This is a genomic window from Pseudomonas fluorescens group sp., assembly GCF_020093335.1.
GTDB lineage: Bacteria > Pseudomonadota > Gammaproteobacteria > Pseudomonadales > Pseudomonadaceae > Aquipseudomonas > Aquipseudomonas petroselini.
Map to the genome: position 1 here is coordinate 62,759 of NZ_JAIOKW010000010.1, position 19,164 is coordinate 81,922.

Sequence of the window (19,164 nt, forward strand, 5' to 3'; positions counted from 1 at the left end):
ACCTAATGCATAGCCAATGCATTTCCCGGATATTTTTGATGTGAAAAATGCATATCGATCTGCGCCAGCTTCGTCACTTCATCGCCCTTGCCGAACAACGCAGTTTTGTCGCCGCCGCGTTGACGGTGAACCTGTCGCAATCGGCGTTCAGTCGCAGTATCCAGGCCCTGGAACACAGCGCCGGTTGCCAGCTGATTGACCGTGGCCGCAAAGACCTGGCGCCGACCAAACAAGGCCAGGTATTGCTGGAGCACGCCCGGCGCCTGGTCAGCGGTGCGCAGCAGTTGGCCAATGAGATCAGCCAGTTCAATGGCCTGGAGGCGGGAGAATTACGCTTCGGTTGCGGCCCGGCACCGGCCGGCGGCCTGATCCCGCGCGCCATCGGCAGTTTTATCGGGCGCTACCCCAAGGCACGGGTGCAGTACCAGGTGGACGACTGGCAAAGCCTGAGCAAACGCCTGCTCAGTGAAGAGTTCGAGTTTTTCGTCGCCGACACCCGCCACTTCGAAGCCAACCCGGACTATCACACCCACCGCCTGCGCCCGCGCCGCTGGTATTTCTGCTGCCGCGCCGGCCACCCACTGGCCGGGCGTGGCAGCGTAAGCGCCGCCGAGCTGATGAGTTACCCACTGGCCGTGACCATCCGCCCGCCCAACCTGCGCAAGGTCATCGTCGACCTCAGCGGCCGGCCCGATTACCTGCCCAATGTCGAATGCGAGAACGGCTATAGCCTGATGGGCGTGGTGCTGCGCTCCGACGCCATCGGCATCGTCAGCGCCAACAGCGATGTGCTGCACATGGCCCGGGGCGAACTGGTGTGCTTGACGATCGAGGGCCTGGCGGAGGATCTGGAGGAGCGTTACACCCGCTACGGCATCGTCAGCCGTGCGGGGTATCGCTTGTCGCCGCTGGCCGAAGCGATGATCGAGCAGATCAAGCAGGTCGATGAGTTGGATGAAGAGGTGTGCACGCTGGAGAACGTTGCGGTCTAGGCCATGCATTCACTGCATCAAAGCCAGTCCCCAAATGCACTTGCCAGCCCCCCACTCGAACGGCGAAAAACCTCACCTGTCCTCCGTCTGGTGAAGCCCCATGTCCCACCCCCAACCCGTGCGCAACGTGCTGTACATCATGTGCGACCAACTGCGCCGCGATTACCTGTCGTGCTACGGCCACGCCCACTTGCACACGCCGAACATCGATCGCCTGGCCGCCGCCGGTGTGCGCTTCAACCGCGCCTATACCCAAGGCACCATCTGCGGGCCCTCGCGCATGTCGGCCTATACCGGGCGCTACGTCAGCAGCCACCAGGTGGCGTGGAACGCGGTGCCGTTGCCCCTGGAAGAACTGACCCTCGGCGACTACCTGCGCCCCCACGGCATCCGCACGGCGCTGGTCGGCAAGACCCACGCCACGCCCAATGTGGACGCCTTGCAACGCCTGAATATCGACCCTGACAGCAAGCAGGCCGAGCCGTTGAACGAGGTCGGCTTCGAGGCGTACCTGCGTCACGACGGCATCTACCCCGACAGCCCGCTGTTCGAGGATAAACGCGAGTCCGCGCCCTACACCCATTACCTGCGCGAGCAGGGCTACAGCGGCGCCAACCCGTGGCACGAATGGGCCAATGCGGCAGCCGGTGAAAACGGCGAAGTCCTCAGCGGTTGGCACATGCGCAATGCGGGCCGCCCCGCGCGCGTGGCCGAGGAACATTCGGAAACCGTCTACACCACCGACCGCGCCATCGACTTTATCCGTGAACAGGCCGAACAACCGTGGTGCCTGCACCTGTCCTATATCAAGCCACACTGGCCCTACATCGCACCGGCGCCGTATCACGCGCTGTATGGCGCCGAGCATATCCAGGCACCGATCCAGCCAGGGGAGACCAGCGATCACCCGGTGTACCAGGCGTTCCGCCAGCACCAGGAGAGCCTTAACTTTTCCCGTGACGAGGTACGGCTCACGGTGATTCCCACCTACATGGGCTTGATCAAACAGGTCGACGACCAACTCGGGCGCCTGTTCGATTTCCTGCAAGGCAATGGCCGTTGGGACGACACCCTGATCGTGTTCACCAGCGACCACGGCGATTTCCTCGGCGATCACTTCCTCGGCGAAAAAGAATTTCTGCTGGAACCTGCGGTGGGCATTCCGCTGATCGTGCGCGACCCACGCGCCGCCGCCGATACCCGCCGTGGCACGGTGGACGCGCGTCTGGTGGAAACCATCGATGCGCTGCCGACCTTCCTCGACGCCCTGGGTTTGCCAGCGGCCGAGCATCGCCTGGAAGGCCGCTCGCTGATCCCGCTGTTGCACGGCCAGGAAACCCGCTGGCGCCGCTACGCCATCGCCGAGTACGACTACGCCTTCCAGGCCCCGGCCCGCGAACGCCTGGCGCAACCCATCGACCGTTGCCGGATGACCATGGTGCGCAGCGAACGCTGGAAATACCTGGCGTACGACGGCTTCCGCCCACAGCTGTTCGACCTGGAAAACGACCCGCAGGAACTGCACGACCTGGGCAACGACCCGGCCTATGCCGAAGTGCGCGAAACCCACGTGGGGTATCTGTTCGAATGGCTGCGCGGGTTGAAGCGACGCACCACCATCAGCCACGCAGAGATCGATCTGCGTGGCCAACGGTTTCGTTACGGTGAGCCGGAAGCGGAGAAGGTGGTGCAGATCGGCGTGTGGTAAACCACACATCGAACGTGGGGGCCCCCACTACCTCTTCGAAGTAGCGCTGTCGCACAGCAAACGGGTACCTCTGTGGTGAGCGGGCTTGCCCCCTCCCACATCAGAGACCTTTGGTGGTCTGGCTGCGCTGCCCGTGCACGCCCACCGGCACATCGCCCTTGAGCGTCACCCGGCGCACGATGCGTTCCTGGGTGCCGTAGTCGTCGACGGCGTAATGCTGGGTGGCGCGGTTGTCCCAGATCGCCACGTCGCCGGTGTTCCAGCGCCAGCGCACGGTGTTTTCCAGGCGGGTGACGTGGCTTTGCAGCAGGTTGAACAGCTGGGTCGAGTCCGCCTGGGAATAACCTTTCAGGCGCTTGACGAAGTGCCCCAGCAGCAGGGTTTTCTCGCCACTGACCGGATGCACGCGCACCACCGGGTGCTCGGTTTCGTACACCGTCGAGGTGAACACCTTGCGGTATGCCTCAAGCCGCTCGGCCGACACATCCGGCTTGAGCGCGGCGTAGTCGTATTCGTTGCTGTGCACTGCCCACAAGTTATCCGCCAGGGCGCGCAGTTCGACGCTGAGGTCGTTGTAGGCGCTTGAGGTGTTGGCCCAGACCGTGTCGCCACCGGACTTGGGCGCCAGTACCGAACGCAGCACCGAGGCTTTCGGGTAGGCATCGACGAAGGTCACATCGGTGTGCCAGGAATTGGCGCGCTGGCCACGGGTGCCGTCCAGTTCCATGAGGAAGCGCGTGCCGTCGCGCACCGGCACCGTCGGGTGGGCAATCGGCTCGCCGAGCAGATGGGCAAAGGCTTCCTGGCTCTGGTCATCGAGGTGAGTCTGCTCACGGAAGAAGACCACCTTGTACTGCACCAGCGCCTGCTGGATGGCTTCGACCGTGGCGGCATCCAGATCGCCGGACAGTCTGATACCGCGGATCTCGGCGCCGATGCGGCCGGCGACCGGGTGAATATCCAGCGCCTGGGCGACGGGTTGAACAGCTAATGCGGCGTTGCTCATGGTGATGACCCTCTTGTGCCTGCTGATGGGGACGCTTTCCGACAACGCTCTATCCATATGCAATTTAGGTCTAGCAAATGAACGAATGCTTCATTGACGGAATAAGAGCTTGCATTTAAAACCTCTGCTCCCGTGGTCGCAAATGCCTTCGACCTATTTTTAAGATGCAGGGAAAGCATATGGATCTTCGCCAACTGCGCTACTTCATCGCCCTCAACGAACACCGCAGTTTCGTGCGTGCGGCAGACGCCATGGGCATCACCCAACCGGCGTTCAGCCGCAGCATCCAGGGGCTGGAACAGGAGTTCGGCTGCGTGCTGGTCGACCGTGGCCACAAGGACCTGCGCCCCACGCCGGAGGGCCAAGTGGTGCTGCAACATGCCCTGTCCCTGGTGCACGGCGCCGCCTTGCTGAGCAGTGAAGTGACGCGCATGACCAAGCTCGACGCCGGCGACCTGCGCTTCGGCTGCGGCCCGGCACCGGCGGTGAAACTGGTGCCGGATGCGGTGGCGCGCTTTATCAGCGCCCACCCGAAAATCCGCACCAGTTTCCAGGTGGATAACTGGGAAAAACTCAGCCGTGCCCTGAGCCGTGAAGAGATCGAATTCTTTATCGCCGACATCCGCCAATTCGAAGCCGACCCGAATTTCCAGACCCGCGCGCTGACCCCCAAGCGCGGGGTATTTTTTTGCCGACCGGGCCACCCGTTGCTGGCCAAGGACAGCCTGTCGACCAACGACATGTTCGACTACCCGCTGGCGGCGCCGCTGATCTCACAGGGCATTCGCAAACTGTTGGCGAACCTGAGCGGGCGCATGGATTTTTCCCCGAGCATCCAGACCGAACATTTCCCGGCGCTGGTGAAGATCGTGCTGCAGTCCAATGCCATCGGCGTCGGCACCGAGGAGGCGTTCGCCGAAGACATCGCCCACGGCACGTTGAAGCTGCTGCACTGGCGCAACCTGCCGCAGAACATGGAGACCATGAGCGCCCGCTGCGGGATTGTCAGCCGCACTGGTTCGCGGTTGTCGCCGGCGGCGAAGGCGATGATCGAGACGCTGGTGGAGGTGGACAGGCAGGAGGTGAGCGTGGCGGTTTGACGGGCCTCATCGGGGGCAAGCCCCCGATGGCGATAGCCCAGGCACCACCCGACTCAAAGCCCCGCCGCCGCCAGGTTCGGCGCCACCCAGTCACTCACCTGGAACGGCTTGCGAATCAGCTTCTCCTTGGAGGCCAGGTCCACCGAACCCTGCAATTTAGCCAGGAACACCGGGTCCAGGGTCGACGGGAAAATCTCGCTGAGGGTCTGGTCTTTCAAGTCATTGGTGAGGATCACCGGCGGGTAACTGGCCAGCCCGGACACCAGCGCAATGTAGGCTTGCTTGTTGTTGTCATCGGTCAACCAGTGCACCGCCTGCTGCTGGGCCTTGAGCAGCTTGGCGACGGCGTCGGGGTGCTCGTCGACAAACTGTTTGCTGCCCACCAGCACCGCCTGGACGCTGCCGGCGCCACCGAGGTCCTTGGTGGTCAGCGGTATTTCAGCCAGCCCCTTGGCTTGCAATGCCGTCAGGTTCGAACCGCCCCAGGTGGCGTCGATCTGCTTGGCGGCCAGCGCGGCATTGGCGGCGTTGTAGTCCAGGCTGATGACTTTGAGGTCCTTCTCACTCAAGCCCTGGCTGGCCAATGCACTGTCGAACGACAACTGGCTGGCCGTGCCACGGAACACCGCGACGCGCTTGCCCTTGAGGTCCTGCAAGGTCTTGATGCCAGAACCCGGCACCACGCCGAGGTACTGCTTGATGTCCCGCGCGGTGGCACTGAGCAGGCGCGTCTCCAGGCCATTGGAGCGGCCGATGATCGCCGCCAGGTCGCCCAGGTACGCCAGGTCCACCTGCCCGTTGGCGAAGGCTTCGTTGATCACAGGGCCGGCGCCCTTGAAGTAATTCCACTGGATCTTGATGCCTTGGTCGGCAAAGGCTTTTTCGAAGATCTGCTGCTCGCGCAGCACGTCCGTTATGCCCCCGCCGCTGTGCTGGCTGCCTGCGCTGAGGTCGGGCACGGCGATGCGGATTTCCTTGAGGTCGGCAGCCTGTACCAGGCCCGCCAATGCGGTGCCTGCCACCAGGGTGATCAGACGTTTGAACGGCAGTTTCATAAGCGCAGCTCCTTGTGGGCGAGGGTCGCCTGGGGAGCAGAAAGTAGGCACAACCTGGTCAAAACTTTAAATACTATAAATTCACAATTTAATAGCTTTTAGGACTATACGAAGGGAAACGCAGGCTCCAGAGGGCTATGCATGAATAGCATCGAAAATATTCTTCGAATGCATTGGATGCGTGCCGGGGCGAGGCTTTAAATGGTTTTTCTTATCCCTCAATCATCTTGATTACGTTTTTATAAGATCGAAATCACATAACGCCCCTGGCGACAACGGAGGTCCTCCATGGCCCGAATCTCACTTTTGAGCCTCCCGCTCGCGGCTCCCGGCGCCACGCCACGTTGGCCGCTGCGCTGTGAACGGCTGTTGCCATGGTTGCTGCCGGTGACGCTGTTTGCGCTGTGGTGGCTGGCCAGCCGCAATCACTGGATGAGCGAGCAGATCCTGCCGCCACCGTCCCTGGTGTGGAGCAGCGCCGTGGAACTGGCCGGCGGCGAGCTGTGGAGCCACCTGGCGATCAGCCTGCAACGCCTGTCCTGGGGGTTGCTGGCGGGCATTGGCGCCGGGGCGCTGCTGGGGGCGGTGCTGGGTTTCAGCGCGCGCGCCGAGCGCCTGGTGTTTCCGACGTTCAGCGCGTTGTCGCAGGTACCGACCCTGGCCTGGATTCCACTGTTCATGGTGTTCTTCGGCATTGGCGAAACCCTGAAACTGGTGGTGCTGGTGAAGGCGATCGTGGTGCCCGTCACCCTGCATACCCTGGTGGGCGTGCGCGACGCCCAGCCCCAGTTGCGTGAAGCCGCCCGCGTGCTGCGCCTGCCCACGCACCTGTTGATCCGGCGCCTGATCCTGCCTGCTGCGCTGCCCGCCTTTATGGCCGGCGTGCGCCTGGCCCTGGCGGCCGGCTGGACCTCGCTGCTGGCGGTGGAGTTGCTGGCCTCCAGCGAAGGCATCGGCTACCTGATGGTGTGGGCGCGCCAGCTGTTCATGCTCGATATCGTCTTCGTGTGCATCGTGGTCATCGGCGTATTCGGCGTGGTGATGGACCGTGGCATTGGCTGGCTGGACCGCAAATGGGTGCACTGGCCCCATCCGGCCACGGCGCAGATTCGTCGCGGGCCGCGCTATCAAGGCTGGCAGCGCCTGCAACCGTGGGTGCTGCCCCTGCTGTTGCTGGCGCTGTGGCAGGTCGCGACGCAACAAGGCTGGGTCGACCCGAACATTCTGGTCAGCCCTTGGGTGGTGCTGCACACCACCGTCGCCGGGGTCGTGGATGGCAACCTCAGCGGTGCACTGGGCACCAGCCTGGGGCGAAGCCTGGGCGGCTTGCTGCTCGGTGGCGGCGTTGGCTTTGCCATGGGCCTGTGGCTCGGACTGTCACGGCGCAGTGAGCGGGTACTCGGGCCGACCCTGAGCGCCTTGCGCCAGATCGCGATTTTCGCCTGGGTGCCATTGCTCACTGCCTGGTTTGGCCTGGGTGAGTTGGCCAAGTGGGTGTTTATCGCCCTCGCCGCCTTCTTCCCGTTGTTTATCGCCACTCAACGCAGCGTGCTGAATCTGTCGCCACAGCTCAACGAAGCGGCGCAGGTGTTGCGCCTCAATCTGTTCCAACGGCTGCGACGCCTGGTACTGCCAGGCGCCGCAGCCGGGATTTTCGCCGGCCTGCGCCTGAGCCTGATCTACGCCTGGCTGGGCACCATCGGTGCGGAATATTTCATGCCGTCCAACGGCGGTATCGGCAGCCTGATGATCGGCGCCCAACAACTGCTGCGCATGGACCTGATCATGAGCGGCATGCTCCTGGTCGGCCTTACCGGCGCGGCCCTCAACCTGATCGGCCAGCGCATCGAAACCCGCGCCACCCGCTGGAGACACGCATGAACGCACCTATCGTCAGCTTCAACCATGTGGGCAAGACCTTCGACGTCGACGGCTTCGAGCTGGAAGCCATCCGCGAATTCAACCTGGAGATTGCAGAAGGCGAATTCGTCGCGATTGTTGGCTCCAGCGGCTGCGGCAAATCCACGCTGCTGCGTTTGCTGGTGGGGCTGGATACGCAGTTTCGCGGCGAGATCCGCGTCGACGGTAAAGCCGTGAGCGGCATTGGCGGCGAGCGCGGCATCGTGTTCCAGGAGCATCGTCTGTTCCCCTGGCTCACCGTGGCGGAAAACATCGGCCTGGGCCTGGTCAACGAGCCACTGAGCGACGCTGAGCGCAATCGGCGCATCAGCGATTTTATCGAGCTGGTCGGCCTCACCGATTTCACCCGCGCCTATCCGCACCAGCTGTCCGGCGGCATGGCGCAACGGGTGGCGATTGCCCGCGGCCTGGTGGCCAGCCCGCGCATCCTGCTGCTGGACGAACCGTTCGGCGCCCTCGACGCCCTGACTCGCCAGCAGATGCAGGACGAACTCCTGGCGATCCGCGCCCGCGCCAAAATCACCACGGTATTGGTGACCCACGATGTGGAGGAAGCGATTTTCCTCGCCGACCGCGTGGTGGTGATGGAGCCTCGGCCGGGGCGGATCAAGCAGGTGGTGGACGTCGCCCTGCCACATCCACGTCAGCGCAGCAGTTTTGAATTCCATCAACTGCGCGAAGAACTGCTGCATGAATTGACCAACGATGGCCACTACCAGCCGCCGATGCGCGAACAGATCCGCGATCTGCCATTGGCCTTTATTGCCTGCTGAAAAAAGGAGTGCCTTGATGCCGCAACGTCCCAATTTTCTCGTGATCCTGGCCGATGACATGGGCTTCTCGGACCTCGGTGCGTTTGGCGGGGAAATTTCCACGCCGCACCTGGACGCACTCGCCCTGAACGGCCTGCGCCTGACCGACTTCCACACCGCCCCGACGTGCTCGCCTACCCGCTCGATGCTGCTCACCGGCACCGACCACCATATTGCCGGTATCGGCACCATGGCCGAGGCACTGACCCCGGAGCTGATCGGCAAGCCCGGCTACGAGGGCTACTTGAATGACAAGGTGGTGGCACTGCCGGAGCTGCTGCGCGAGGCCGGTTACCAGACATTGATGAGCGGCAAGTGGCACCTGGGCCTGACCGCCGAACTGGCGCCCCACGCCCGCGGTTTCGAGCGTTCGTTCTCGTTGTTGCCGGGCGCCGCCAACCATTATGGCTTCGAGCCGACCTACGACGAGCACACCCCGGGCCTGCTCAAATCCACCCCGGCGCTGTACATCGAAGACGACCGGTTCGTGGAGCAACTGCCCAAGGACTTCTATTCCTCCGATGCCTTCGGCGACAAGCTGCTGCACTACCTCAAGGAGCGCGACCAGGCCCGGCCGTTCTTCGCCTACCTGCCGTTTTCCGCCCCGCACTGGCCGTTGCAGGCGCCTGCGGACATCGTCGAAAAGTACCGTGGCCGCTACGACGCCGGCCCCGAAGTGCTGCGCCTGGAACGCCTGGAAAAACTCAAGGCATTGGGGCTGATCGACGCCGACGTCGAGCCCCATCCGTTGATCGAGCTGAACACCCAGTGGGCCGCCTTGAGCGACGAACAGCGCCAGGTGTCGGCGCGGGCCATGGAGGTGTATGCGGCGATGGTCGAGCGCATGGACTGGAACATCGGCCGAGTGGTGGATTACCTGCGCCAGCAGGGGCAGTTGGACAATACGTTCATTGTGTTCATGTCCGACAACGGCGCCGAAGGTGCGCTGCTGGAGGCGTTCCCCAAGTTCGGGCCGCAGTTGCTCACCTACCTCAACCAGCATTACGACAACAGCCTCGACAATATCGGCCGCGCCAACTCCTACGTCTGGTATGGCCCGTCATGGGCGCAGGTGGCGACGGCGCCGTCGCGATTGTTCAAGGCGTTCACCACCGAGGGCGGGATTCGCGTGCCGGCGCTGGTGCACTATCCGCAGTTGTCGCTCAAAGGTCGTATCAGCCATGGGTTCGGCACGGTGATGGACATCACGCCGACCATCCTCGACCTGGCCGGCGTGCGTCATCCGGGCAAACAATGGCGTGGCAAGCCGGTGGCGCCGCTGCGGGGCAAGTCGTGGCTGGGCTTCCTCTCCGGCGAGACCGCCCAGGTGCACGACGACGACACCGTAACCGGCTGGGAACTGTTTGGCCGCCGCGCGATTCGCCAGGGCCAGTGGAAAGCCGTGTACATTCCCGGCCCCGTGGGCCCGGCGACCTGGCAGCTGTATGACCTGGGCCAGGACCCCGGCGAAATCCACGACCTGGCCTTGAGTCATCCGGACAAGCTCGCCAGGTTGATCGGCCACTGGCAGCAGTACGTCGACGAAACCGGCGTGGTGCTCAGCGCGTCGCCGTTTCAGCCGGATTGAGCCGGGCCTGGGGCGACGCCATGGGTTCAAGCCGATTGGCCCGCGCAAACGTGCCGAAATCATTGAAACGCACGCCCATCTCGGCCATGACCTTATGCGCTACCTTGGCCGTCATCTGGCGGATGTAGAACGGCTCCTTCACCACAAAATGGTGAATCCCGTGGGTGCTGCCGAAGTTGAAGCAGAACGCCTGCAACGGCCACATCCACCAGGGGTTCAACACTTGGGTCTGCTGGATCACGTTGCCCAGTTCCACATCGCCGTAGTAGTGCATGTTGGAGCTGACGAAGTGCAGGCAAAAGGTGCGCAGCACGTTGGGCCCGATGATCACCACGGCGGCGATATCGATCACGTGCATCATCTGCACGGTAGCGGCCGACCATTCAATCGGCGTGTCCATCAGACCCGCAATACCATTGGCGGCATGGAAGCCGAGGAAGATGTACCACGCGCCCCAATGAAGCAGCGCCAGCGGCGCGTACACCAGCAGCGAGCGCTTGATGATCGCTCGTTTGTGCTTCCAGGTTTTGGCCCTCAGGATGCGGATAAACGCCGACATGACGTTATCGCCGACCATCAGCAAGCGCGCAAAACCCCACGGCTCGCCGTTGGTGATGGCGCGCTCTTCCATATCGGTTTCGGTACCGGAGACTTTGTGATGGTTGAGGTGCAGGTGCCGGCGCACCCACGGGTTGATGGTGCTCGGCCGCGCCAGCCACACCAGGCCCATCATCAGGTTGTGCGGCACGCGCTGTTTGCGAAAGTACATGCTGTGGATCAGGTCGTGTTCCAGCTCGTGGGTCAGTGACGCCAGGAACGCATTGAGCAGCAGGCAGGCCCACCAGGCCATGTGCCCCGTGATGTAGAGCGCCGCCGAACCCACCATGCCGACCAGCGCAAACGCCAGGATGCCCGCGCCCAGCGCGTCCTGATGCAGCAACCAGGGGTGCTGCCGGCGCAGTCGCACGCCCTCGGCCATCACCACTTCACGGATATGCGCCGAACGCTGTTGCGCGTTCATCTGCTGGGGACTTGCAGAAGTACCGTCCATGCTCCCATCCTCTTATTTATTGATGGTTACATCCTGCACCAGAGCTTCCTGCAGGACGCTAGCCCCACACGCCAACCTGTTGACCGCAAGCGCCAATCGCCATGACTGAACCCACTTCCCTCGCCAGCTGGACCCGCGCCCTGCGCAAGCAGCTCGACGCCCTGGGCCTCGACAGCGCCGCGTTGTGCGTGCAAGCCGGGCTCGACCCACAACAGATGGACGATCCCAATGCACGCTACCCGCTGTCGGCCACCACGCGCTTGTGGGAACTGGCGGTGCAGGCCAGCGGGGATCCGGCGATTGGTTTGCGGGTGTCGCGGTTTGTCAGCCCCACGACCTTTCATGCATTAGGCTATGCGTTGGTGGCCAGCGGCAGCCTGCGCGAGGTGTTCGAGCGCATCGTGCGGTATCACCAGGTGGTCAGCGATGCGCTGACGCTGGAGCTCAGTCGCGAAGGCGAGCGTTATCGCTTTCGCCTGCTGCAGCCCCCAGGCAGCCCGGCACCGGCGCTGGAAGCCATCGATGCCTTCGCGGCGATCTATGTGCGCACCTGCCGTAACCGCCTGGGCCGCGACTACGCCCCCTTGGCCGTTCACTTGCGGCGCCCTGAACCTGCCGACCCCAGCCCCTGGCACACGGTATTTCGCGCACCGGTGTTTTTTGGTGCCGAGGAAGACGCGTTGGAATTCGCCGCCCATGACTTCGACAGCCACCTGGACGATGCCAACCCGGAACTGGCCGAACATAATGAGACCGTGCTCAAGCGCACCCTCGCCCAACTGCAACCGTTGACCTGGGAACGCAAGGTACGCGCGGCCATCGAGGCGCAATTGCCGGATGGCGAGCCGAGTGCCGAACGCATCGCCCAGGCCTTGCACCTGAGCCTGCGCAGTTTGCAGCGGCACTTGGCGGATGAGGGCTGCCGGTTTGATACGTTGCTCAATGAATGCCGGGAGAACCTGGCATTGCTGCACCTGCGCGACCCGAACTGCTCATTGGCCGAGATCAGTCATTTACTCGGGTTTGCCGATACCAGCAGCTTCAACCGCGCGTTCAAGCGTTGGACGGGGATGACGCCGGGGCAGTTTCGGGATGGATTGCGGTAGGTAGGTTTGGGGTGATGGTGATGGCCTCATCGCGGGCAAGCCCCCTCCCACATTTGAAATGCATTCCCCTGTGGGAGGGGGCTTGCCCGCGATGGCGATGGCTCAGGTAGCAAAAATACCTGATCAATCAGCGCCCGCGATCACGCCGCAACACTTTCTTCACCCGCGCCACCAGCGCCTTGGCCTCAAACGGCTTGAGCAAATAGTCATCCTCATGCAATTCCAGCCCGCGCAGGCGATCTTCAATCCCGCCCGGCGTGGTCAGGAACAGCAGCGGCGTCTGCCCCTTCTGCCGAATGGCCTGTTGCAGCTTCCAGGCATTCAGACCCGGCAACATAACGTCCAGGATCACCAGGTCGTATTCGGTACTTTCAACAAAGCGCAATGCCGCCATGCCATTCGCCGCGACTTCTACCGTGAAGCCAGCCTCGCTCAGACCTTGAGCCATGCGCTGCGCCAGTTGGGGCTGATCTTCCACTAACAACACCTGCATGCGTTACCTCGTAGTTTGATTACAAAATTGTCATCAAATTGTGCGGCTTCTGACCCTGCCCGCTGGCTAACGTGATGGCCTGTTTTAAGGAGCCTTCACCATGTATCGCACTGCCTTGTTCCTGAGCCTCGCCGCCTGCACGGCCGCTCAGGCTACGCCCCTCTTGCCGCGTCATGCCGACCTTGATTTGCGCACTGCGCGCCAATTGGCCGATGCCAGCCTGACGCACTGCACCGCCGCACTGACCGTGCTGGACCGCGGCGGCAACCTGCTGGTGGCCCTGCGAGCCGATAGCGTCGGCCCGCACAACAGCCTCGCCAGCCAACGCAAGGCATACACCGCGCTATCGACAAAGACCCCGACCCGCGTGTTTGCCGAGCGCGCTCGCAACAATCCCGAAGCGGCCAACCTTAACAGCTTGCCCGAGTTGCTGTTGCTCGGCGGCGGCGTGCCGCTGTTTGCCGAGGCGGAACTGGTCGGCGCGCTGGGCATCGCAGGTGCCGGCGGCGCGCCACAGGACGAAGCCTGTGCCCTGCAAGCCGCCGAGCAACTGGGCTTAAAAACCACCCCTTGAATCTCCCCTGTCAAAAGGACTTCTCGATGAAAACCCTAAACATGACCCTCGCCGCCCTAAGCCTGAGCGGACTGTGCAACCTGGCACTGGCCGACGGCAATCCGTTGAGCGTGCATGTGCTCAACCTTGAAAATGGCCTGCCGAGTGCCGGGGTCAGCGTCACCCTGGAAGAGCACGTGGGCGACCAATGGCAGTCGCTGTCCCAAGGCGTCACCAATCAGCAGGGACGTATCAGCGAACTGTTTCCCGCCAATCGCAGCATAAAGCCGGGTGAGTACCGTGTGGTGTTCAAGACGGGCGACTACTACAAAAAGGCCAACCGCGAGACCTTTTTCCCAGAAGTGCCGGTCATTTTCCGAGTCAAGCAGGCCGACCAGCATTACCACATCCCGCTGCTACTCAGCCCGTACGGGTTCTCTACGTATCGCGGCTCATAGGCCCGCAGACAGCCGCAGGCCATTGAAATCGAGTATCTCAATCGCGCCGTAACTGAGCTCAATGACGCCCTGTTGCTCCAGCGTCTTGAGCAGACTGTTAATGGTCTGGCGCGACAGGCCCAGCATTGCCGCAAGATCCTCCTGAGGCAAGTGCAACACGCGGCGGGCCTGTTCTATCTCCCCGTAGCCTTCAGCGATCATCAGCAGCCGATGGGCCAGCCGCGCCAACGCGGGCATCAGGCTCATCTGCTCGATATTGATCAATGACAGGCGCAGTTTGTGGCTCATCAGCAGGGCTACATCGCGCCAATACGGCGGATGCCGCTCCAGGATGCCGAGCATTGCCGCCTGCGGCACCTGCAGTAATGTGCATGGCCCCATGGCAAGGGCATCATGGGTACGCGGCAGGCCATCGAACAGGCAGATTTCGCCGAACCAGTAAGGCGTCTCAACCAGGCTCAATACCGCTTCCTTGCCCTGGGCATTCACTGCACTGATACGCACCCCACCTTCCAGCACGGCATACACACCGCACGGGGGATCACCGCGCTTGAACAGCAACTGTCCTGCTGTCAGCGAGCGTGGCCGGGCCGCTGCCAGCAAGCTACGCTGCAAGTCTGAAGGCAGATGACGGAACCAGTGGCCACAGCCCAACCGGGCGTGCCATTTGTCTGCGTCCATGTGAACTCCGAAGATTGTCGCCCAACTGACAGTTCGCCACAGGCTGACAGGGCATGATCAAACATCCTACAGGAGGAATAACAATGAAAAGCCTCGTCGACCATCTCAGTCAATACGCCGCCTACCATCGCGACCCGCGCAATATCGCCAGCCACTTTATCGGCATCCCGTTGATTGTGGTGGCGGTTGCGGTGCTGCTGTCGCGCCCCGAATGGGCCGTGGGCAGCCTGTGGATTTCTCCCGCCGTGATTGTCGCGCTGTTGTCGGCGTGGTTTTACCTGCGCCTGGAGCTGGCTCTGGGTGTGCTTATGACGGTACTGATGGGCCTGTCGGTGTGGGCCGGGCATGTGCTGGCGGCGCAAAGCACGCTGGTGTGGCTCAGCAGCGGCGTGGGGATGTTTGTGGTGGGCTGGGTGATCCAGTTTGTCGGCCACTATTACGAAGGCCGCAAGCCCGCGTTTGTGGATGACGTGTCGGGACTGATTGTGGGGCCGTTGTTTGTGGTGGCGGAGTTGGCGTTTCTGCTGGGGTTGCGCCAGGGGCTCAAGCAGCAGATTGAAGAGCGGTCGGGGCCGGTAACTCGTCGTGATCTAAAGCCTAGCGAGGTCTGATGTGGGAGGGGGCTTGACCCCTCCCACATTCAGATCCCATTCCCCTATGGAATATTGGGTGGGCTTTTAAGCTTTTTGCCAGACCTTGGGCTTGAAGAACAGGGTCTCGCCACGGGCCAAACCGGTCAGGCTGTCGTGGTCCTTCACCACTTCAGCTTCGATCAGCTCGCTCTGGCCTTCCACCTTCAACGTCACACGGGTTGTCGCGCCGAGCGGGCGAATATCCCGCACTTCAGCGGCGTGGTGATCCTCCAGCTCATGACGCGACAGCGACACTTCGTGTGGACGGAACAGCACGTGCTGGTCTTCACCCAGGTGCAGGCGGTTCGAATCACCCAGGAAGTGATAGACGAAATCGCTGGCCGGGTTTTCGTAGACGTCACCCGGTGAACCGATCTGCTCGATCACGCCCTTGTTCATCACCACGATGCGGTCGGCGACTTCCATGGCCTCTTCCTGGTCGTGGGTCACGAACACCGAGGTCAGGTTAATGTCTTCGTGCAGGCGCGCCAGCCAGCGGCGCAGTTCTTTACGCACCTTGGCATCGAGGGCACCGAAGGGCTCGTCCAGCAGCAACACTTTCGGTTCCACCGCCAGGGCACGGGCCAGGGCGATACGCTGGCGCTGGCCACCGGAGAGTTGCTCCGGGTAGCGATCGGACAGCCAGTCCAGTTGCACCATGTTCAGCAGCTCATGCACTTTGACGGCGATCTGGCTTTCATTCGGGCGCTGGTTTTTCGGTTTCATGCGCAGGCCGAACGCCACGTTGTCGAACACCGTCATGTGGCGGAACAAGGCATAGTGCTGGAACACGAAGCCGACGTTGCGATCACGCACATCGCGACCGGACACGTCTTCACCGTGGAACACGATGCTGCCGTCATCCGGGGTTTCCAAACCGGCGATGATGCGCAGCAAGGTGGTCTTGCCGCAGCCGGACGGGCCGAGCAAGGCCACCAGCTCGCCACTCTGGATGTCCAGATTGATGCTGTTCAGGGCCTTGAAGGCGTTGAAGTTCTTGCTGACATTACGGACTTCGATCGACATGACTTATTCCTCAGCCGCACCGGCGCGCAGGCGGTTAATACGGTTCTCGCTCCACTGCTTGAGCAGCAGGATGAAGAGCGCCAGGATCAGCAGCAGACTCGCCACCGCAAACGCGGCAACGTGGTTGTATTCGTTGTAGAGAATCTCGACGTGCAGCGGCAGGGTGTTGGTCACGCCGCGAATGTGGCCGGACACCACCGACACCGCGCCGAACTCACCCATCGCCCGTGCGGTACACAGCACCACGCCGTAGATGAGGCCCCATTTGATGTTCGGCACGGTGACATGCCAGAACATCTGCCAGCCATTGGCACCGAGCAGGCGCGCGGCCTCTTCTTCCTGGGTGCCCTGCTCCTGCATCAGCGGGATCAGTTCACGGGCCACGAAGGGCACGGTGACGAAGATGGTCGCCAGCACGATGCCAGGCAAGGCGAACACGATCTGGATGTCGTGCTCCTGCAGCCAAGGGCCAAAGAAGCCCTGGGCTCCGAACATCAGCACGTAGACCAAACCGGCGATGACCGGCGACACCGAGAACGGCAGGTCGATCAGCGTCACCAGGATGCTCTTGCCACGGAACGAGTACTTGCTCACGCACCACGCGGCGCTGACGCCGAACACCAGGTTGAGCGGCACCGAAATCACCACGGCGATCACCGTGAGTTTCAGCGCCGACAGCGCGTCCGGCTCGAGGATCGCGGTGAAGAACGCACCGAGGCCGTTTTTCAGGCCTTGGGTCACCACGATCAACAGCGGCAACAGCAGGAACAGTGCGAACACCAGCCAGCCCAGGCCGATCAGGATGCGTCGGGACGCAGCACTGCCACGGCGGGCGGCGTTGGCCGAGGACGCGGCGGAAATAGACGATTGGGACATGTTCCGCGCCTCCTTATGGACGTTCGATGCGCCGCTGCAACAAGTTGATCAGCAGCAGCAGGACAAAGGAAACCACCAACATCAGCACGCCGATGGAGGTGGCGCCGCGGTAGTCGTATTGGTCGAGTTTGACCATGATCAGCAACGGCAGGATCTCGGTTTTCATCGGCATGTTTCCGGCGATGAAGATCACCGAACCGTACTCACCGACGCCACGGGCAAACGCCAGGGCGAAACCGGTCAACCAAGCTGGCAGCAACGCAGGCACCAGGATGTAGCGGAACACCTGCAACGGCTTGGCACCCAGGCAGGCGGCGGCTTCTTCGACTTCCCGGGGAATATCGGCCAACACCGGCTGCACCGTGCGCACCACGAACGGTAGGGTGACGAAGGTCAGCGCCAGGGTGATGCCCAGCGGCGTGTAGGCGATCTTGAAGCCCAGGTCCGCGGCGAACTGGCCGACCAGGCCGTTAGGCGTGTACAGCGCCGTCAGGGCGATACCGGCGACGGCGGTGGGCAGGGCGAAGGGCAGGTCGATCATCGCATCGATGATCTTGCGACCGGGGAAGGTGTAGCGCACCAGCACCCAGGCCAGCAGTGTGCCGATCACGCCGTTGATCAACGCAGCGTACAGCGCCGTGCTGAAGCTCAGTTGCAACGCCGCCAGCACGCGCGGTGCGGAGATGATGTTCCAGAACTGATCCCAGGTAAGTTGAGCGGCGTGTACAAACATCGCCGCGAGGGGGATGAGTACGATCAGGCTGAGGTACACCACGGTGTAGCCCAGCGTCAGCCCGAAGCCGGGTATGACGGGGGAGATACGACGCGACATAAGAGTCCTTGGTTAGCGGATAGATACCACTGTAGGAGCGCGCCGTAAATGTAGAGCTAACTTACTGTGGCGAGGGAGCTTGCTCCCGCTGGAGCGCGAAGCGCTCCCAAACCGGTATCCGCGTTGCACCTGGTGCAACTCGGTTGTCTGATTTTGGGGCTGCTTCGCTGCCCAGCGGGAGCAAGCTCCCTCGCCACAGTAAGGGCCTCTCCACAGAAAGTGGGCTCCTACAGGTACTTTGGTTTACTGCGCGGTGTAGATCTGGTCGAACACGCCACCGTCGTTAAAGAATTTCGGTTGGGCAGTTTTCCAGCCGCCGAAGTCTTTGTCGATAGTCACCAGGTCCAGTTTCGGGAACTGCTGGGCGTATTTGGCGGCCACTTTTGCATCGCGTGGGCGGTAGAAGTTCTTCGCCGCAATCTCCTGGCCAGCCGGGCTGTACAGGTGTTTCAGGTATTCGGTGGCGATCTCGGTGTTGCCTTTTTTCTCGGCGTTCTTGTCGACCACGGCCACCGGAGGCTCGGCGAGGATCGACAGGGAAGGCACGACGATATCGAACTTGTCGGCGCCGCCGTCCTCTTTCAGGGCCAGGAACGCTTCGTTCTCCCAAGCCAGCAACACGTCACCCTGACCGTTGTTGACGAAGGTGATGGTCGAACCGCGAGCACCGGTGTCCAGCACAGGAACATGCTTGAACAGCTCTTTCACGTATTCCTGGGCCTTGGCTTCGCTGCCACCGGTTTTCAGGCCATAAGCCCAGGCGGCGAGGAAGTTCCAGCGGGCGCCACCGGAGGTTTTCGGGTTCGGGGTAATCACCGACACGTCTTTCTTGATCAGGTCGCCCCAATCCTTGATGCCTTTAGGGTTGCCCTTGCGCACCAGGAACACGATGGTCGAGGTGTACGGGGTGCTCGCATCCGGCAGGCGGGTCTGCCAGTTTTCCGGCAGGGTCTTGCCCAGCTTGGCGATTTCGTCGATGTCACCGGCCAGGGCCAGGGTGACCACGTCGGCGCGCAGGCCGTCGATCACGGCACGGCCTTGTTTGCCCGAACCGCCGTGGGATTGCTGGATCTTGACGTTGTCGCCCGGGTGAGACTGTTTCCAGAAGCTGGTGAACTCAGCGTTGTAGTCCTGGTACAGCTCACGGGTAGGGTCGTACGAGACGTTGAGCAACTCGTAGTCCTTGGCAACCGCGGAACCTGCAAACACGGCGCTGGCCAGGGCGGCCAGGGCATAACGGCGAATCGACGACATAGAAGCTCCTGAAATTCTGGG

The 19,164-nt window shown here is 62.4% G+C and carries 19 protein-coding genes; 10 read left to right on the plus strand and 9 right to left on the minus strand.

Annotated features, from left to right (window positions below; genetic code table 11):
• Positions 1–47 precede the first annotated feature (47 nt).
• Positions 48–992, plus strand: a complete 945-nt coding sequence (locus K7431_RS13540; protein WP_012721641.1) for a LysR family transcriptional regulator — start codon at positions 48–50, stop codon at positions 990–992.
• A gap of 100 nt (positions 993–1,092) precedes the next feature.
• Positions 1,093–2,700 (plus strand): alkaline phosphatase family protein, encoded by a 1,608-nt coding sequence (locus tag K7431_RS13545; RefSeq protein WP_012721640.1) that lies wholly within the window; start codon positions 1,093–1,095, stop codon positions 2,698–2,700.
• A 100-nt stretch (positions 2,701–2,800) separates the two neighbouring features.
• Here the strand turns inward: K7431_RS13545 and K7431_RS13550 are convergent, their stop codons facing one another.
• Complete coding sequence (locus K7431_RS13550; protein ID WP_012721639.1) at positions 2,801–3,706, minus strand: TauD/TfdA dioxygenase family protein; 906 nt, start codon at positions 3,704–3,706, stop codon at positions 2,801–2,803.
• A gap of 179 nt (positions 3,707–3,885) precedes the next feature.
• Between K7431_RS13550 and K7431_RS13555 the strand changes: the two genes are divergently transcribed.
• Complete coding sequence (locus K7431_RS13555) at positions 3,886–4,806, plus strand: LysR family transcriptional regulator (RefSeq protein ID WP_012721638.1); 921 nt, start codon at positions 3,886–3,888, stop codon at positions 4,804–4,806.
• A gap of 53 nt (positions 4,807–4,859) precedes the next feature.
• On the opposite strand, the gene K7431_RS13560 is transcribed toward K7431_RS13555, so the two are convergent.
• Entirely contained in the window at positions 4,860–5,861 is a 1,002-nt protein-coding gene (locus K7431_RS13560; protein WP_012721637.1) for an ABC transporter substrate-binding protein, read from the minus strand.
• Positions 5,862–6,149: 288 nt separating this feature from the next.
• Between K7431_RS13560 and K7431_RS13565 the strand changes: the two genes are divergently transcribed.
• The 3 genes from K7431_RS13565 to K7431_RS13575 are packed head-to-tail and all read left to right on the plus strand — an operon-like array spanning position 6,150 to position 10,181.
• Positions 6,150–7,742, plus strand: coding sequence for an ABC transporter permease (locus tag K7431_RS13565; protein ID WP_012721636.1), 1,593 nt, complete (start codon positions 6,150–6,152; stop codon positions 7,740–7,742).
• Positions 7,739–8,554: an ABC transporter ATP-binding protein gene (locus K7431_RS13570; RefSeq protein WP_012721635.1), complete on the plus strand. Its 816-nt coding sequence runs from the start codon at positions 7,739–7,741 to the stop codon at positions 8,552–8,554. Before K7431_RS13565 ends, K7431_RS13570 begins: the two co-directional genes overlap by 4 nt.
• Before the next feature lie 16 nt (positions 8,555–8,570).
• Complete coding sequence (locus K7431_RS13575) at positions 8,571–10,181, plus strand: arylsulfatase (RefSeq protein WP_012721634.1); 1,611 nt, start codon at positions 8,571–8,573, stop codon at positions 10,179–10,181.
• Here the strand turns inward: K7431_RS13575 and K7431_RS13580 are convergent.
• On the minus strand, positions 10,153–11,232 hold the full coding sequence (locus tag K7431_RS13580; RefSeq protein WP_012721633.1) for a fatty acid desaturase: 1,080 nt from the start codon (positions 11,230–11,232) through the stop codon (positions 10,153–10,155). The genes K7431_RS13575 and K7431_RS13580 overlap by 29 nt on opposite strands.
• A gap of 101 nt (positions 11,233–11,333) precedes the next feature.
• On the opposite strand from K7431_RS13580, the gene K7431_RS13585 reads away from it, so the two are divergent.
• Complete coding sequence (locus tag K7431_RS13585) at positions 11,334–12,338, plus strand: AraC family transcriptional regulator (RefSeq protein ID WP_012721632.1); 1,005 nt, start codon at positions 11,334–11,336, stop codon at positions 12,336–12,338.
• A gap of 127 nt (positions 12,339–12,465) precedes the next feature.
• On the opposite strand, the gene K7431_RS13590 is transcribed toward K7431_RS13585, so the two are convergent.
• The gene (locus K7431_RS13590) at positions 12,466–12,831 is read right to left on the minus strand and encodes a response regulator (RefSeq protein WP_043204631.1); all 366 of its coding nucleotides are present in this window, start codon (positions 12,829–12,831) and stop codon (positions 12,466–12,468) included.
• A gap of 100 nt (positions 12,832–12,931) precedes the next feature.
• Here K7431_RS13590 and K7431_RS13595 point away from each other — a divergent pair, with 100 nt between their 5' ends.
• Entirely contained in the window at positions 12,932–13,405 is a 474-nt protein-coding gene (locus tag K7431_RS13595; RefSeq protein WP_012721631.1) for a GlcG/HbpS family heme-binding protein, read from the plus strand.
• 26 nt (positions 13,406–13,431) lie between these two features.
• Positions 13,432–13,842 (plus strand): hydroxyisourate hydrolase, encoded by a 411-nt coding sequence (gene uraH / locus K7431_RS13600; protein ID WP_012721630.1) that lies wholly within the window; start codon positions 13,432–13,434, stop codon positions 13,840–13,842.
• Here the strand turns inward: uraH and K7431_RS13605 are convergent.
• Complete coding sequence (locus K7431_RS13605) at positions 13,837–14,523, minus strand: Crp/Fnr family transcriptional regulator (protein WP_012721629.1); 687 nt, start codon at positions 14,521–14,523, stop codon at positions 13,837–13,839. The genes uraH and K7431_RS13605 overlap by 6 nt on opposite strands.
• 83 nt (positions 14,524–14,606) lie before the next feature.
• On the opposite strand from K7431_RS13605, the gene K7431_RS13610 reads away from it, so the two are divergent.
• Complete coding sequence (locus K7431_RS13610) at positions 14,607–15,134, plus strand: Mpo1 family 2-hydroxy fatty acid dioxygenase (RefSeq protein ID WP_012721628.1); 528 nt, start codon at positions 14,607–14,609, stop codon at positions 15,132–15,134.
• A 66-nt stretch (positions 15,135–15,200) separates the two neighbouring features.
• Here the strand turns inward: K7431_RS13610 and K7431_RS13615 are convergent, their stop codons facing one another.
• The 4 genes from K7431_RS13615 to K7431_RS13630 form a co-directional block, all read right to left on the minus strand.
• Positions 15,201–16,181, minus strand: a complete 981-nt coding sequence (locus K7431_RS13615; protein ID WP_012721627.1) for a sulfate/molybdate ABC transporter ATP-binding protein — start codon at positions 16,179–16,181, stop codon at positions 15,201–15,203.
• Positions 16,182–16,184: 3 nt separating this feature from the next.
• Positions 16,185–17,057 carry a sulfate ABC transporter permease subunit CysW gene (gene cysW, locus K7431_RS13620; protein WP_012721626.1) on the minus strand — a complete coding sequence of 291 codons (873 nt, stop codon included), beginning with the start codon at positions 17,055–17,057 and terminating at the stop codon, positions 16,185–16,187.
• Positions 17,058–17,070: 13 nt separating this feature from the next.
• The gene (gene cysT, locus K7431_RS13625) at positions 17,071–17,889 is read right to left on the minus strand and encodes a sulfate ABC transporter permease subunit CysT (protein WP_012721625.1); all 819 of its coding nucleotides are present in this window, start codon (positions 17,887–17,889) and stop codon (positions 17,071–17,073) included.
• 243 nt (positions 17,890–18,132) lie between these two features.
• Entirely contained in the window at positions 18,133–19,143 is a 1,011-nt protein-coding gene (locus tag K7431_RS13630) for a sulfate ABC transporter substrate-binding protein (RefSeq protein ID WP_012721624.1), read from the minus strand.
• Between the last annotated feature and the right edge of the window lie 21 nt (positions 19,144–19,164).